Below are 13,890 nucleotides of genomic sequence, written 5' to 3'. Positions count from 1 at the left end.
ATGGGGCAGCCGGTGGAGAGGAACGCAGGAGAGGCGGCACAGCAGCCCCCGCTCCCGCCGGGGCAGCGGCTCCAGCGCGGCTGGCCGGTGACCCATTACGGCCCGGTGCCCAGGTTCCGCCCCGAACGCTGGGAGTTCCGCGTCTTCGGCGCCACCGCCGACGGGGAGAAGCACTGCTGGAACCACGAGGAGTTCACGGCCCTGCCGTACTCCACCGTCGTCGCCGATCTGCACTGTGTGACGAAGTTCAGCATGCTCGGCGCCGAGTGGGGCGGGATCCCGGCGCGCACGGTCCTTCAGAGCGCCCCGCCCGCGCCCGGTGTCACCCATGTGATGGTCTGGGCGGAGTACGGCTTCAGCTCGAACATGCGGCTGTCCGACTTCGCCTCCGCGCGCACGCTCTTCGCCACGCACAAGGACGGCGAGCTGCTCACCGCGGAGCACGGCTTCCCGCTGCGGCTGATCGTGCCGCACCTGTACGCGTGGAAGGGCCCCAAGTGGGTGCGCGGCGTGGAGTACATGACCGCCGACCGCCGCGGTTTCTGGGAGGAGCGCGGCTACCACAACGTCGGCGACCCCTGGAAGGAACAGCGCTACTCCTACCAGGAGGAGCCGGGGGAGGGACCGGAACTCTGAGCCGCGCCCGGGCCCGCCCGGGGCCGGGGGCCGCTCAGCCGTCGCGGAGCTTCTTGAGCCGGGCCACGTCCGCCGCGTGGCCCTCCTTGCCGCCGGGCGTCTCGATGACCAGCGGGACGCCCTCGGTGGCGGGGTGGGTCATCAGCGCGCGGAACGGGTCCTCGCCGATGTGCCCGTCCCCGATGTTGGCGTGCCGGTCCTTGTGGGCGCCGACCACGTCCTTGGAGTCGTTGGCGTGGATGAGCTTCAGCCGGCCCGGGCCGACGGTGTCCACGAGCAGGTCCAGCGTCTGGTGGGCGCCGTGCGGGCCGGTCAGGTCGTGTCCGGCGGCGAAGACGTGGCACGTGTCGAGGCAGACGCCCAGGCGGGGGTGGGCGTCCAGGGCCTCGAAGTACGGGGCGAAGTCCCAGGTGCGGGAGCAGAGCGAGGCGCCCTGGCCGGCGGTCGACTCCAGCAGCAGCCACGGGTCGTCGTCGTGGTCCAGCTCCTCCAGGAGGGGGAGCAGACGCGTGCGGACCTGCTTGAGGGCCACGGCGCGGTCGCGGCCGCCGGTGGCGCTGCCGGTGTGCACGACGACGCCGAGGGCGCCGATGGCGCGGGCGCGGCGCAGGGAGTGCCGCAGCGACTCGACGGAGCGTTCGACGGTGGCCTCGGTGTGGGAGCCGAAGTTGATCAGATACGGGGCGTGGACGTAGACGGGGACGTCCCGCTCCGCGCACGCCGCGAGGAAGGCCTCGTCCTCGCGGGGGTTGCCGGGTGGGGTGGCCCAGCCGCGGGGGTTGGCGACGAACACCTGCACGGCTTCGGCGGCGAGGTCGTGGGCGTAGGGGAGCCCGACGCGGTGCAGGCCGCCGGCGACGGGGATGTGCGCGCCGACGGGGTTACGGGGTGAGGGGGTAGCGACCACGCCACAAGGGTCGCACGTGCTTTTCCGCCCCGGCCGTCAGCCGAGCTTGATGGTGATCTTCGAACCGTACGGAGCCCGGTCGCCGCCCTCCACCGACTGGCTCTTCACCGTGTCACCGCCGAACAGGTCCAGGAAGCCCCGGTCCTCGTCCACCTCGAACCCTGCCGCCTCCAACGCCTTCCGCGCGTCCCCCGCGTCGTCGCCCACGACATCCGGCACCTCCACCCGCTTGCGCCCCTTGGACACCGTCACCGTCACGGTGTCGCCCTCGGCGACCTGCTTCCCCTCGCCGGGCGACACCGCCGCCACCTGCCCCGCGTCGAACTCGGACGCCACCCGCCCCTCGGCGACCTTCACCTTCAGTCCGGCGTTCTCCAGCTCGCCCCGCGCGTCCTCCAGCGACGACCCCGCCACCTCCGGCACCTCCACCGGACGCCCCCGGCTGACGGTGAGCGCGATCGCGGAACCCCCGTGCCGCTCGGTGCCCGCCGCGGGATCCGTGCGGACGACCTGTCCCTTGGGCACGTCCTCGCTGAAGTCCCGGGTCACCATGCCCGCGGCCAGCCCCTCCTTCTGCAGCCGCGCCCGCGCGTCCGGAAGGCTCTGCCCCTTCAGGTCCGGCACCTTCACCGTCTCGGGACCGTCCGAGACGGTGAGCGACACCGCGTCGTGACTGCGGATCCGCTCCGCCGGTGCCGGATCACTGCTGATGACCCTGCCCTTGGCGACGGTGTCGCTGTACGCGTGGCGGACCTTCCCGACATCGAGGCCGGCGCCGTCGAGCTGGTCCCTGGCCTGCGCCTCCGTCTTGGAGAGCACCGGCGGCACCTTGGTGAACTGGCCCGAGTTGATGTACCAGACGCCCGTGCCGACCCCGAGCACCAGGAGCAGGGCGGCCACGACCGCGATCAGCCCCCGGCGCGACCGCGGGCTCCCGCCGCGGGCCGGCGCGGGCGGCACCGGCGGACTCTCCAGCCGGCTGGTGCGGTTCTCCCCGTCGAAGCCGCCCCCGCCGAAGCCCCGGCCGGGACCGTCGTCGGGCTCGTTGACCGGCAGCGGCCGCATCACCGTCAGCGCGCGCGGGATCACACTCGTACGGTCCTCGGCGTTGTCGTGCCCGCCGTCCGCCGCGGTCAGCGCCCCCGGCGGCACCGCGTCCAGCTGGGCGGGGCCGAGCACGGACCGCGCCCGGAGCACCTCGCCGAGCAGCGCGGCCGCGTCCACCGGGCGCAGTTCGGGGTTGCGGGCGGTGGCCGAGACGACCAGCTCGTCCAGCTCGTACGCCAGTCCGGGGACGGCGGCCGACGGCGGCGGCACGTCCTCGTGGAGGTGCCGGTAGAGCACCTGCGCGGGGGTGTCCCCGCGGTGCGGCTTGGCGCCGGTGAGCATCTCGTGCAGCAGCACCCCGCACGCGTAGACGTCGACCCGGGGGTCGGCCGTGCCGTGCTCTATCTGTTCGGGGGCGAGGTAGGAGACCGTGCCGAGGACGGCGCCGGTGGTGCTGGTCACTGTGTCCACGGCCCGGACCAGGCCGAAGTCGGCAACCTTGACCCGGCCGTCGTCCCCTATGAGGACGTTCTCCGGCTTCATGTCCCGGTGCACGAACCCGGCGCGGTGCGCGGCCCCGAGCGCGGCCAGCACGGGCTCCAGGATGTCCAGCGCGGCGCGCGGGTGCAGGGCACCGCGCTCGCGCAGCACGTCACGCAGGGTGCAGCCGGCGACGTACTCCATCGCCAGGTACACGTACGACCCGTCGGTGCCCTGGTCGAAGACCTGCACCACGTTCGGGTGGGCCAGGCGCGCCACGGACTTCGCCTCGCGGATGAACCGCTCCACGAAGGAGCCGTCGGCGGCGAGCGTCGGGTGCATCACCTTGAGCGCGAGCACCCGGTCGAGACGGGTGTCCAGGGCCCGGTAGACCGTGGCCATCCCGCCGGCGGCGATCCGCGCGTCCACGCGGTAGCGGCCGTCGAGCACCTGTCCGACGAGCGGGTCCTGAAGGGTCGTATCCACGGCCGAAGTCTACGAGCCGCCACCGACAACCCCCACGCCCCCGGAAAACCCGGTACGGGACTGCAGCGCACCTGTGACGTGCGACGGGGCCGCGCCCCGTCCCGGGGGCGCGGGGAACCGCGCGACGAGCCACGGTGCACCGGCGGTCGCCGATGAGCCCGGACCCCCGAGCCGTGAGGCGCCCACCCGGGGCAATGGGGCCGGCCTCCCGGGATGCCGGCCCCCCGGGGCGCCGCACCGCTCAGAACGCCGGCCGCTCCGGATCCAGCGCCGCCAGCCCCTCCGCCGGAGACGACGCCTCGGCGAAGAACCGGCGGGGGATCCGCCCCGCCCGCCGGGCCAGCCGCCCCGCCTCCACGGCACGGCGCATCGCCTCGGCCATCAGCACCGGCTCCTGCGCCCGCGTCACCGCCGACGCCAGCATCACCCCCGCACACCCCAGCTCCATCGCCAGCGCGACGTCGGACGCCGTCCCGGCCCCCGCGTCGAGGATCACCGGCACGCGCGCCCGCTCCACGATGAGCCGGAAGTTGTGCGGGTTGCGGATGCCGAGCCCGGACCCGATCGGCGAGCCCAGCGGCATGATCGCCGCGCACCCCACGTCCTCCAGCTTCCGGGCCAGCACCGGATCGTCGTTGGTGTACGGCAGCACGGTGAACCCCTCGTCGACGAGGGTCTCCGCCGCGTCGAGCAGTTCCACCGGGTCCGGCAGCAGCGTGCGCTCGTCCGCGACGACCTCCAGCTTGACCACGTCCGTGCCGAGCGCCTCCCGCGCGAGCCGCGCGGTGAGCACGGCCTCCCCGGCGGTGAAGCACCCCGCCGTGTTCGGCAGCACCCGGATGCCGAGCCGGTCCAGCACCGAGAGCACCGAACCCCGTACGGAGGGGTCCACGCGCCGCATCGCGACCGTCGTCAGCTCGGTCCCGGAGGCGACCAGGGCGCGCTCCAGGACGTCGAGGCTGGGCGCCCCGCCGGTGCCCATGATCAGACGGGACGACAGCGTCGTACCGCCGAGGACGAAGGGATCGTCGGCCATGGTCAGCCTCCTTGGACGGCGGTGAGGACCTCGACGCGGTCGCCCTCGGCGAGCGGCGTGGCCTGCCACTGGCCGCGCGGGACGACGGTCTCGTTGAGCGCGGCGGCGACCCCGGAGGGAGCGGTCGTCAGTGTGCGCACCAGGGCGTCGAGGGGGGTACCGGCGGCCACCTCGCGCGGCTCGCCGTTGACGGAGACGGTGACGGTCACGTGGCTCATGCCGGCTGCTCCGAGAGGGCGGGGGAGAGGGACCGGGTGCGGGCGCCGAAGCGCCGGGGACTGAAGGGACGGGCCTCCTCCGGCAGCACCCCGGTGGTCAGGACGTCCGCCATGACGTCACCGGTGACCGGGGTGAGCAGGACGCCGTTGCGGTAGTGCCCGGTGGCCAGCAGCAGCCCGTCCAGGCCGGTGGGGCCGAGCAGCGGCGCGTTGTCGGGGGAGCCGGGGCGCAGCCCGGCGCGGGTCTCGGTGAGCGGCAGCTCGGTGATGCCGGGGACGAGCTCGTGCGCGTCGCGCAGCAGTTCGTACACCCCGCCCGCGGTCACCGTGGTGTCCCAGCCCAGCTCCTCGCTGGTCGCGCCGAGGACCAGCTCGCCGTTCTCGCGCGGCACCAGGTAGACGTGGCTGCCGCGGACCACGGCCCGCACCGTACGGCTCAGGAAGGGCGCGTACCGCTTCGGCACGGTCAGTCGCACCACCTGCCCCTTCACCGGCCGCACCGGCGGCAGGACGGCGTCGGGCACGCCCGCGAGCCGCCCGCTGGCGCTGCCCGCGGCGAGCACCACCTGCCCGGCGGTGAACGCGGTGCCGTCGCCGGTGACCACGCCCGTGGCCCGGTCCCCGGCCACCGTGAGCCGCTCGGCGCACGCCCGGTGGAACACCACCCCGGCCCGCTCGCAGGCCACGACGAGGGCCGCGGCCAGCCGGCGCGGGTCGATCTGGTGGTCGCCGTCGACCCGCAGCCCGCCGCGCACGCCCGGCGCGAGCAGCGGTTCGAGCCGGCGGCACTCCCGCCCGCTGAGCCATTCCGAGGCAAGGCCCGAACGCCCCTGGAGGGCGTGCAGGTCGCGCAGGTGGGCCCGGTCGTCGGCGTCGAGCGCGACGGCGAGCGTGCCGCAGCGGCGGTAGCCGAGGTCGTGGCCGGTGACCTCGGTCAGCTCGGCGGCGAAGTCGGGGTAGCGGCGGGCGGACTCCAGGTTGAGCGCGAGCAACGTCTGCTCGCCGTGGTGCAGTTCGGTGACGGCGGCCAGCATCCCGGCCGCCACCTGAGCGGCTCCGCCGCCGGGTTCGGGGTCCAGCACGGTGACGGACAGTCCGCGTCCGGCGGTCCGCCAGGCGGTGACCAGTCCGATGAGCCCGCCGCCGACGACCAGGACGTCGGGGCTGTGCCCCGCGCCGCCCGCCGCCCCGTTCGAAAGCCTCTGCGGCCCTTGCGATGCACGCGACATGGGCGTCCAGCTCCTCCCTTCGCCGGCATGACCCGGATCAGGTTCGTACGGTCGGAGGCCGCAGCCTCCCTCTCAGCCCGGTACGCCCGGGCTCCCGCGGGTGCTTTACGGTGGCCACCCTAGTCCTTCGCCCCCCGACCCCCACAGGGAGCCCCGCACCATGACGCCCTCGCTCGACGGACTCGTCCTCGCCCCGGTGGCCGACCAGGCGCCGGGGCAGGTGGGTACCCGTACCCGTTTCTCGTACCACGAGAAGGACGGCGAGATCTGGGCCGAGTACGCGGGCGGCGACGTGGTCCGCGGCCACCTCGTGGGCACCCGCGCGGGCGACCGGCTCGACTTCCGCTACGTGCAGCTCAAGCACGACGGCAGCACCTCCTCGGGGCACTGCCTCTCCCGCGTCGTCGCGCTGCCCGACGGGCGCGTGCGTCTGGAGGAGAGCTGGGAATGGGAGTCCCAGGAGGGCAGCGGAACGAGCGTCGTCGAGCAGATTCCCGGCTGAGGCGGGTGCCCGGGCGGGAACGCTTATCGAGAGACGGCGTCGGCATGACGGCATCGGCATGACGGCATCGGCATGACGGCATCGGCATGGCGACATCGAAGGCGGGCAACCGCTGTGGACACTGTGGACTTCGAGGTGAACAGGTGAGCGAGCAGGCGCGGGGACCGGCGGAGCGGCGGGCCGTGATCGTGGGCGCGGGGATGGCGGGCGTGCAGACCGCGGTCGCCCTGCGCGAACAGGGGTTCACCGGACCCGTGACCCTGATCGGCGCGGAACCGCACCAGCCCTACGACCGGCCGCCGCTGTCCAAGGCGGTCCTGCTCGGCAAGGCGGAGGGCTCCGCCTTCGACATCGACTTCGAGGCCCTCGGCATCACACTCCGACTCGGCCGCGAGGTCCTCGGGGTGCGCCCCGGCGACCACGTGCTGGACACCGCCGACGGCCCCGAGCCCTACGACGTCCTCGTCCTCGCCACCGGTGCCGAGCCGGTCCTGCTGCCGGGCACCGAGGGCGTGCCCGGGGTGCACCTGCTGCGCACCCTGGACGACGCCGAACGGCTGCGCCCGGTGCTCGCGGGCGGGCACGACCTCGTGGTCGTCGGCGCCGGCTGGATCGGCGCCGAGTTCGCCACGGCCGCGCGCGAGGCGGGGTGCGAGGTGACCGTCGTGGAGGCCGCCGGCCGGCCGCTCGCCGAGGCACTGCCGGCCGAGGTCGCCGCGCCGATGGCCCACTGGTACGCCGAGAGCGGCGCCGTCCTGCGCACGCACGCCCGCGTGGCCCGCGTCGAGCCCGGCGCGGTCGTCCTCGACGACGGCGTGCGGCTGCCGGCCGGGGCGGTCGTCGTCGGCATCGGCGCCCGGCCCGCCACGGGCTGGCTCGCGGGGTCCGGGATCGCGCTCGGCGCGCACGGCGAGGTGCTCGCCGACGACCACCTGCGCGCCTCCGTGCCCGACGTGTACGCGGTCGGCGACTGCGCGTCCTTCCCGTCGGCGCGGTACGGGGAGCGGCTGCTCGTGCACCACTGGGACAACGCGCTGCAGGGACCCCGGACGGTGGCCGCGCACATCGTCGGGGAGGCGGCGGCCCCGTACGACGCGGCCCCCTACGACCCGGTGCCGTACTTCTGGTCGGAGCAGTTCGGGCGGTTCGTGCAGTACGCGGGGCACCACGCGGGTGCCGACACCATGGTGTGGCGGGGGGACCCGGCGGAGGCGGCCTGGTCGGTGTGCTGGCTCCGGGACGGGCGGCTGGTGGCACTGCTCGCGGTCGGCCGGCCGCGGGACCTGGCGCAGGGCCGCCGGCTGATCGAGGCGGGCGCGCGGATGGACCCGGAGCTCCTCCCCGACCCGACGCGCCCGCTGAAGACGGCGATGGCGTAGGGCCTTCTCCTCGCCCCGGCCGGCGCACCCGGGCCCCGACCACTGCGGCGCCGCGTCGCACGAGTGGCCGGTCCCACTTCCGACTGTCAGTCGGCAATGGCACGCTTGGTCCCGTGACCGAGATTGACGCAAAGATCGATGCTCTCGTCCCCGCCTGGCTCACCCTCCCCGACATCGCCGAGCAGCTCGGCGTGGAGGTGACCCGCGTCCGCCAGCTGGTCAAGGAGGGCCAGCTCATCGCCGTACGCCGGGGTGAGAACCGCGCACTGCACGTCCCCGCCGCCTTCATCGACGGGGACAAGGTCGTCAAGGGCCTGTCCGGCACCCTGACGCTCCTGCGGGACGACGGCTTCACGGACGAGGAGATGCTGGAGTGGCTCTTCACGGCGGACCCGAGCCTGCCCGGCACCCCCGCGCAGGCGCTCGCCGAGAACCGCGGCACGGAGGTGAAGCGCCGGGCCCAGGCGCTCGCCGTCTGACGCGGGGGACGTAACCTCCGGCGTACGGGCCGCCCGCCACGGACGGCCCGTACGCCGCCGACCTGGCCGCCCGTCGGACGGGCGGCCCGCACACCACCGAGAACCACCGGGGGAGCCCCACCGTGCCCGACACCGCCCGCGCCCGCCTCGACGACGCCCTGCTCTATCTGTGCACGGACGCCCGGCGGCGCCAGGGCGACCTCCCCGAGTTCCTCGACGCGGTGCTCGCCGCCGGCGTCGACATCGTGCAGCTGCGCGACAAGGGCATGGAGGCGGCCGAGGAACTGGCACACCTGGAGGTCTTCGCCGAGGCCTGCGCCCGCCACGGGCGCCTGCTCGCGGTGAACGACCGCGCGGACGTCGCCCACGCCGCCGGCGCCGACGTGCTGCACCTGGGCCAGGGCGACCTCCCGGTGCCCGCCGCCCGCGCGATCCTCGGCGACGGCGTCCTCGTCGGCCGCTCCACGCACTCGCCGGCCGAGGCCGAGGCCGCCGCGGTCCAGGACGGTGTGGACTACTTCTGCACCGGCCCCTGCTGGCCCACCCCCACGAAGCCCGGCCGTCCGGCCCCCGGACCGGACCTCGTCCGGCACACGGCCGCCCTCGGCACCGACCGGCCCTGGTTCGCGATCGGCGGCATCGACCTCGGCAACCTCGACGAGGTGATCGAGGCCGGCGCCCGCCGGGTCGTCGTCGTCCGCGCCCTCACCGAGGCCGAGGACCCCGGAGCGGCCGCGGCCGAGTTCGCGCGACGGCTGCGCGGGGTTCGGTGACGACGCACGCGGTGACGCCGGACCCGCCGACGTCCGCCCCGCCGGCGCCGGGCCCGGCACCGGTTGTCCGAGGGGTGGACAGGTGGCCCGCAAACACCCGACAAAATCCGACAAACATCGGCCGTCCGGTTGGGGGACCGCACGCAGCTGGCTAACCTGCCGGTATGGCCCTTGGCACCGCATCCACCAGGACTGACCGCGCCCGCACCGTGCGCGACATGCTCGCCACCGGCAAGACGGTCTGCTCCTTCGAGTTCTGGGCACCCAAGACGGAGAAGGGCGAGCGCAACCTGTGGAACGCGCTGCGCAGGGTGGAGGCGGTCGCTCCGGACTTCGTCTCCGTCACCTACGGCGCGGGCGGCTCCACCCGCTCGGGCACGGTGCGGGCGACCGAGCAGATCGCCGCCGACACCACGCTCACCCCGGTCGCCCACCTCACCGCGGTCAACCACTCGGTGGCCGAGCTGCGCAACATCATCGGCCAGTACGCCGACGCCGGGATCCGCAACATGCTCGCCGTGCGCGGCGACCCGCCCGGCGACCCGATGGCCGAGTGGGTGGCGCACCCGGAGGGCCTGACCTACGCCGCCGAACTGGTCCGGCTCATCAAGGAGTCGGGCGACTTCTGCGTCGGCGTCGCCGCGTTCCCGGAGATGCACCCGCGCTCCACCGACTGGGACACCGACGTGGCCCACTTCGTCGACAAGTGCCGGGCCGGTGCCGACTACGCGATCACGCAGATGTTCTTCGAGCCGGAGGCGTACCTGCGGCTGCGCGACCGGGTCGCCGCGGCACACTGCGCGACCCCGGTCATCCCGGAGGTCATGCCGGTGACGAGTGTGAAGATGCTGGAGCGATTGCCACAGCTCAGCAACGCCGTGTTCCCAAGGGAGTTGAAAGAACGCATCCTCGCGGCACAGGACGATCCGGCCGCTGTACGCTCCATTGGCATCGACTTCGCCACGGAGTTCTGCGCGAGGCTGCTCGCCGAGGGAGTCCCCGGACTGCACTTCATCACGCTGAACAACTCCACCGCGACACTGGAAATTCACGAGAACCTGGGCCTGCACCACACACGGCAGACCTAGACCGGTCGCATCGTCGTACGACACACTGCGTAGCGACCACCGGGAGAGGGGCGTACATGGGCTGGACGGTCCTCTACATCGCGTTCGGCATCGTCGCGCTGTGGCTGCTGGGCGAGGTGCTGCTGCAGTACAAGGCGCGGCTGCGCTGGCGGCTGCTCGCCTTCGGCGGCTTCCTCCTCGTCGTCCTCGGGGTGCTGGTCCCGTCCGTCCTCGTGATCGGACTGGGTGCCGCGGCGTTCGCCGTCGGGCAGACGTACGTCACGCTGTCGTTCCGCCGCGGCTTCGCGGCGGGCTGGGCCGTCGGAAACCCCAAGCGGGAGCCGGGCGGCAGCAAGCGGCGCCGGGGCGAGAACGCCCGGCCCGAGCCGCACCCCGCCGAGTCCGGGCCGGAGGCGGAGGACATCGCCGCCGGAACGTACCAGCAGGCCGAGTCCTTCGACGACGACCGCGACGACGTCTTCACCCCCACCCGGCCCGTGGGCGCGGAGAGCGCCGCCGAGTCGACCGCGGTGTACGAGCCGCAGCCGCTGCCCGACGAGACCGGCACCTACGGCGTCTACACGGACGCGGCGTACGCCGCCGCGAACGCGGCCGCCGCCCAGCAGCAACAGGGCTACGGGTACGACGGCTACTCCTACGACCAGCAGGGCTACGCCTACGACACCGGGCAGCAGCAGTACGCGGCCTACTCCGACCCGTACATCGGCGCGTCGGCGTACCCGGAGGGCGGCGACTACGACGCCGGCGCCGGATACGGCGAGCAGCAGCAGTACGGCCAGCAGGGGTACGGCCAGGAACAGGACCAGTACGCCGCCGGGAACCAGGGCGGCTACGGGGAGACCCCGCCCGGAGGCGTCTGGGTCCCCCAGCAGCGCGACACCGAGGACGGCTACGGCGGCGAACTGCCCCCCGAACAGTCCTACCCCTACCAGAACAACACCAACGGCCAGGGCTACGGCGACCAGTACCGCTACTGACGGGACCCGTGCCCCGTCAGGGGCGCGGGGCTGTGTCGACATGCGGCTACCGCCGCGTGGGCGCGAACACCGACCGTTCTGCCGTCAGGGGCGCGGGGCTGTGTCGAGGTGCGGCTTCCGCCGCGTGGGCGAGAAGAACCCGGGCGAGCCCGACTACCGCGACCCCCCGAACCCAGGCCCCTCCACGATCAGCCCCGCGACCAACGCCCCGGACATCCCCGCATGCGGCAACCCCCCACCCGGCTGAGCCCACCCCCCCACCGCGAACAACCCCGACGCCCCCGTCACGTTGGAGGGCCGCAAAAAGCGGCCACCCCCCGCCGCGAACGCCGGCCACGGCACCGCCCCCGACGTCATCCCCGTCTCCGCCGCCGTCTCCACCGGCGTCCGCACCTCCCGCCACAGCACCCGCTCCCGCACCCCCGGCACGGCCGCCTCCGCCGCCTCCAGCAGGCGCTCCGCGAACCGCTCCCGCACCTCCGCCGACGCCCAGTCACACCCCCCGCCCGCCACCGGCACGGCCGCGGACACCACCACCGCCTCGTGCCCGTCGTCCGGCCGCAGCGCGGCGTCGTCCGGCCGCAGCACCGTCACCGTGGGCCGTGCCTCCGCCGCCGACGGACGCCCGGCGAGGAAGTCCAGTTCGGCCACGCGGTCCGGGGAGTGCACCACCGTGCGGTGCGCCGCCGCCGACTCCCGCGCCTCCCGCAGCGCGAGGAGCACGGTGAACCGACCGGCCCCCGCCGCCCCGGCGGCCGCGGGATCGGCCCCCACCTCGCCGTCCCCCCACGGCGGACGCCCCGCCAGCCCGGCCAGCCGCACCGGATCGACACCGGCCACCACGTGCTCCGCCTCGGCCACCGTGCCGTCACCGAGCTCCACGCCCGCCGCCCGGCCGTCCTTCTCCACCACCCCGGTGACCTCCGCGCCGAAGACGAACTCCACCCGGCGGGCCAGACACCGCTCGTAGACCGCGCGGGCCAGCTCCCGCAGGCCGCCGCGCACGTACCACAGGCCGAACGCGTGCTCCATGTACGGCAGCACCGCCGCGCTCGCCGGAGTCGTCCGGGGATCGAGCCCCCAGGCCAGGGCGTGGCTCTCCAACAGCGCGGCCAGCCGGGGATCGGTCAGTTCCAGCTCGCCGACCTCGGCGAGCGTGGCGGCCGTACGGGTGCGCAAGCGACGTCGGCGCGGCACCGCCGGATACGGCTCCCGCTCGCCCAGCACCCGCCAGTCGGCCCACAGCGGCTCCTCCAGCAGCGGGCGCCGTGTACGGTCCCAGGCCTCCCGGGCGCGCACCAGGAAGTCGCCCCACCGCGTCCCCGCCCCGTCGCCGAGCGCCGCGTCCAGTGCCGCCACGACGCCCGCCCGCGAGGCGTTGGGCAGCGAGACCTCCGTGCCGTCCGCGAACACGTGCCGGGCGGCGGGATCGACCTGCGTCAGCTCGACGCACGACTCCAGCGGCTCCTTGCCGGTCTTGACGAACAGATCGCGCCAGACCGCAGGCAGCGGCAGCAGCCCCGGCCCGGTGTCGAAGGAGAAGCCCTCGCGGGTGAAACGGCGCACCGCTCCGCCGTACGTGTCCGTGCGCTCGTACACCGTCACCCGGTGGCCCGCGACGGCCAGCCGGGCGGCCGCCGCCATCGCGCCCATGCCGGCGCCGATCACCGCAATCCGTGCCATGTCAGGGACTGTATCGGCCGCCACCGGCAATCCGTCCCGGGGGCCACCGGCCCCGGGGGCGGGTACGGGGCACTGAGCATGCGTACCCAGACGCGGGATTGAGTACCCGCGCGGATGGCCTCCGACGTGCGCGGACGGAAGAGTGGACGCACGGAGGAGGGGCACGGCTCCGGCACCGCCGACACGGGGCGGCGGAACGGAGCCCGCCCCCGGCCGGGCCAGGGGGACGAGGAAGCGCCGGTCCGGGCCGGCCCGCGGGGGACGCGGCCGGCCGGGACCGGCGTCCCCGCGCGCCGCGCGTCATCCGCGGCCGCTCACCCGGCCCTGCAACAGCCGGGACAGTGCCGCGTGGACGTCGTCCAGCGAGCGCTCCGGCTGGAAGGACTGCCAGTCGAGCGCCGCCACCAGCACCATGCCGACCAGGGCCGCCGCCGTCAGCGACACGTCGATCTCACCGCTCAGCTCCCCCCGCGCCACCCCCGCCCGCAGCACGTCCTCGATGACCGCGACGACCTGCTGCCGCACCACCATCAGGGTCGACTGCCAGGCCCTGTTGGTGCGCCACAGTTCGGCCACGTAGAGCTGGGTGAAGGCCGGGTAGCGGGCGATGAACCCCAGCCCCGCGCGGATCATCGCGTCCAGGGCGTCCACCGTGCGGCCACCCTCGCGGCCGGTGCGCTCGGCCGCCTCCCGCAGGGAGGCGGTCAGCAGCCCCACACCGTGCCGCAGCAGCTCCTCGAAGAGCACCGACTTGCTCGCGAAGTTGTAGTACACCGTGCCCTTGGCCACGCCGGCGCGCTCGGCGATCTCGTCCACCGTGGTGGCGGAGAACCCCTGTTCCGCGATGAGGGTGACGGCCGCCTCGTAGAGCTTCTGGCGGGTGGCCTCACGGCGGCTCGTGACGCCCGGCGTGACGCTGCTGGTTTCGACCATGCCCCCGATTCTCACAGCAACCTTGCGAAACTCCCGC

General features: G+C 74.4%; 14 protein-coding genes and 1 riboswitch. Of the genes, 7 read left to right on the top strand and 7 right to left on the bottom strand.

Going from position 1 to position 13,890, the window contains the following annotated elements:
- Positions 1 to 636, top strand: coding sequence for a sulfite oxidase-like oxidoreductase (locus QFZ64_RS09765; protein ID WP_307064443.1), 636 nt, complete (start codon positions 1 to 3; stop codon positions 634 to 636).
- 34 nt (positions 637 to 670) lie between these two features.
- Here QFZ64_RS09765 and QFZ64_RS09760 read toward each other — a convergent pair whose 3' ends face one another.
- The 5 genes from QFZ64_RS09760 to thiO all read right to left on the bottom strand — a co-directional run bounded on the left by QFZ64_RS09760 (position 671) and on the right by thiO (position 6,039).
- Positions 671 to 1,543, bottom strand: a complete 873-nt coding sequence (locus tag QFZ64_RS09760) for a deoxyribonuclease IV (RefSeq protein ID WP_307064441.1) — start codon at positions 1,541 to 1,543, stop codon at positions 671 to 673.
- 36 nt (positions 1,544 to 1,579) lie between these two features.
- Positions 1,580 to 3,556: a Stk1 family PASTA domain-containing Ser/Thr kinase gene (gene pknB, locus QFZ64_RS09755; protein ID WP_307064439.1), complete on the bottom strand. Its 1,977-nt coding sequence runs from the start codon at positions 3,554 to 3,556 to the stop codon at positions 1,580 to 1,582.
- Between the two features lie 241 nt (positions 3,557 to 3,797).
- Positions 3,798 to 4,592, bottom strand: a complete 795-nt coding sequence (locus tag QFZ64_RS09750; protein ID WP_307064437.1) for a thiazole synthase — start codon at positions 4,590 to 4,592, stop codon at positions 3,798 to 3,800.
- 2 nt (positions 4,593 to 4,594) lie between these two features.
- The gene (gene thiS / locus QFZ64_RS09745; protein WP_307064435.1) at positions 4,595 to 4,810 is read right to left on the bottom strand and encodes a sulfur carrier protein ThiS; all 216 of its coding nucleotides are present in this window, start codon (positions 4,808 to 4,810) and stop codon (positions 4,595 to 4,597) included.
- Positions 4,807 to 6,039 (bottom strand): glycine oxidase ThiO, encoded by a 1,233-nt coding sequence (gene thiO, locus QFZ64_RS09740; protein WP_307064432.1) that lies wholly within the window; start codon positions 6,037 to 6,039, stop codon positions 4,807 to 4,809. The genes thiS and thiO overlap by 4 nt, the downstream gene beginning before the upstream one ends.
- Positions 6,037 to 6,147: riboswitch (TPP riboswitch) on the bottom strand. (Overlaps the previous gene by 3 nt.)
- 52 nt (positions 6,148 to 6,199) lie before the next feature.
- Between thiO and QFZ64_RS09735 the strand changes: the two genes are divergently transcribed.
- The 6 genes from QFZ64_RS09735 (at position 6,200) to QFZ64_RS09710 (ending at position 11,237) form a co-directional block, all read left to right on the top strand.
- On the top strand, positions 6,200 to 6,541 hold the full coding sequence (locus QFZ64_RS09735; protein WP_307064430.1) for a hypothetical protein: 342 nt from the start codon (positions 6,200 to 6,202) through the stop codon (positions 6,539 to 6,541).
- A 200-nt stretch (positions 6,542 to 6,741) separates the two neighbouring features.
- Complete coding sequence (locus QFZ64_RS09730; protein ID WP_373430731.1) at positions 6,742 to 7,920, top strand: NAD(P)/FAD-dependent oxidoreductase; 1,179 nt, start codon at positions 6,742 to 6,744, stop codon at positions 7,918 to 7,920.
- Between the two features lie 113 nt (positions 7,921 to 8,033).
- On the top strand, positions 8,034 to 8,399 hold the full coding sequence (locus QFZ64_RS09725; protein WP_307064425.1) for an Rv2175c family DNA-binding protein: 366 nt from the start codon (positions 8,034 to 8,036) through the stop codon (positions 8,397 to 8,399).
- Between the two features lie 122 nt (positions 8,400 to 8,521).
- A complete protein-coding gene (gene thiE, locus QFZ64_RS09720) occupies positions 8,522 to 9,172 on the top strand; it encodes a thiamine phosphate synthase (RefSeq protein ID WP_307064423.1) in 651 nt (216 codons plus the stop codon).
- 164 nt (positions 9,173 to 9,336) lie between these two features.
- Positions 9,337 to 10,260, top strand: a complete 924-nt coding sequence (metF, locus tag QFZ64_RS09715; RefSeq protein ID WP_307064421.1) for a methylenetetrahydrofolate reductase [NAD(P)H] — start codon at positions 9,337 to 9,339, stop codon at positions 10,258 to 10,260.
- A 56-nt stretch (positions 10,261 to 10,316) separates the two neighbouring features.
- Positions 10,317 to 11,237, top strand: coding sequence for a hypothetical protein (locus QFZ64_RS09710; protein ID WP_307064419.1), 921 nt, complete (start codon positions 10,317 to 10,319; stop codon positions 11,235 to 11,237).
- 153 nt (positions 11,238 to 11,390) lie between these two features.
- On the opposite strand, the gene QFZ64_RS09705 is transcribed toward QFZ64_RS09710, so the two are convergent.
- Both QFZ64_RS09705 and QFZ64_RS09700 read right to left on the bottom strand, forming a co-directional pair.
- A complete protein-coding gene (locus QFZ64_RS09705; protein WP_307064417.1) occupies positions 11,391 to 12,920 on the bottom strand; it encodes an NAD(P)/FAD-dependent oxidoreductase in 1,530 nt (509 codons plus the stop codon).
- A gap of 300 nt (positions 12,921 to 13,220) precedes the next feature.
- Entirely contained in the window at positions 13,221 to 13,853 is a 633-nt protein-coding gene (locus QFZ64_RS09700) for a TetR/AcrR family transcriptional regulator (RefSeq protein ID WP_307064415.1), read from the bottom strand.
- Positions 13,854 to 13,890 lie beyond the last annotated feature (37 nt).

The sequence above is a fragment of the Streptomyces sp. B3I8 genome, assembly GCF_030816915.1.
In the GTDB taxonomy this organism is placed as follows: Bacteria; Actinomycetota; Actinomycetes; order Streptomycetales; family Streptomycetaceae; genus Streptomyces.
Note: the sequence above shows the minus strand (reverse complement) of the source record. Positions and strands in the feature narration are given on the sequence as shown.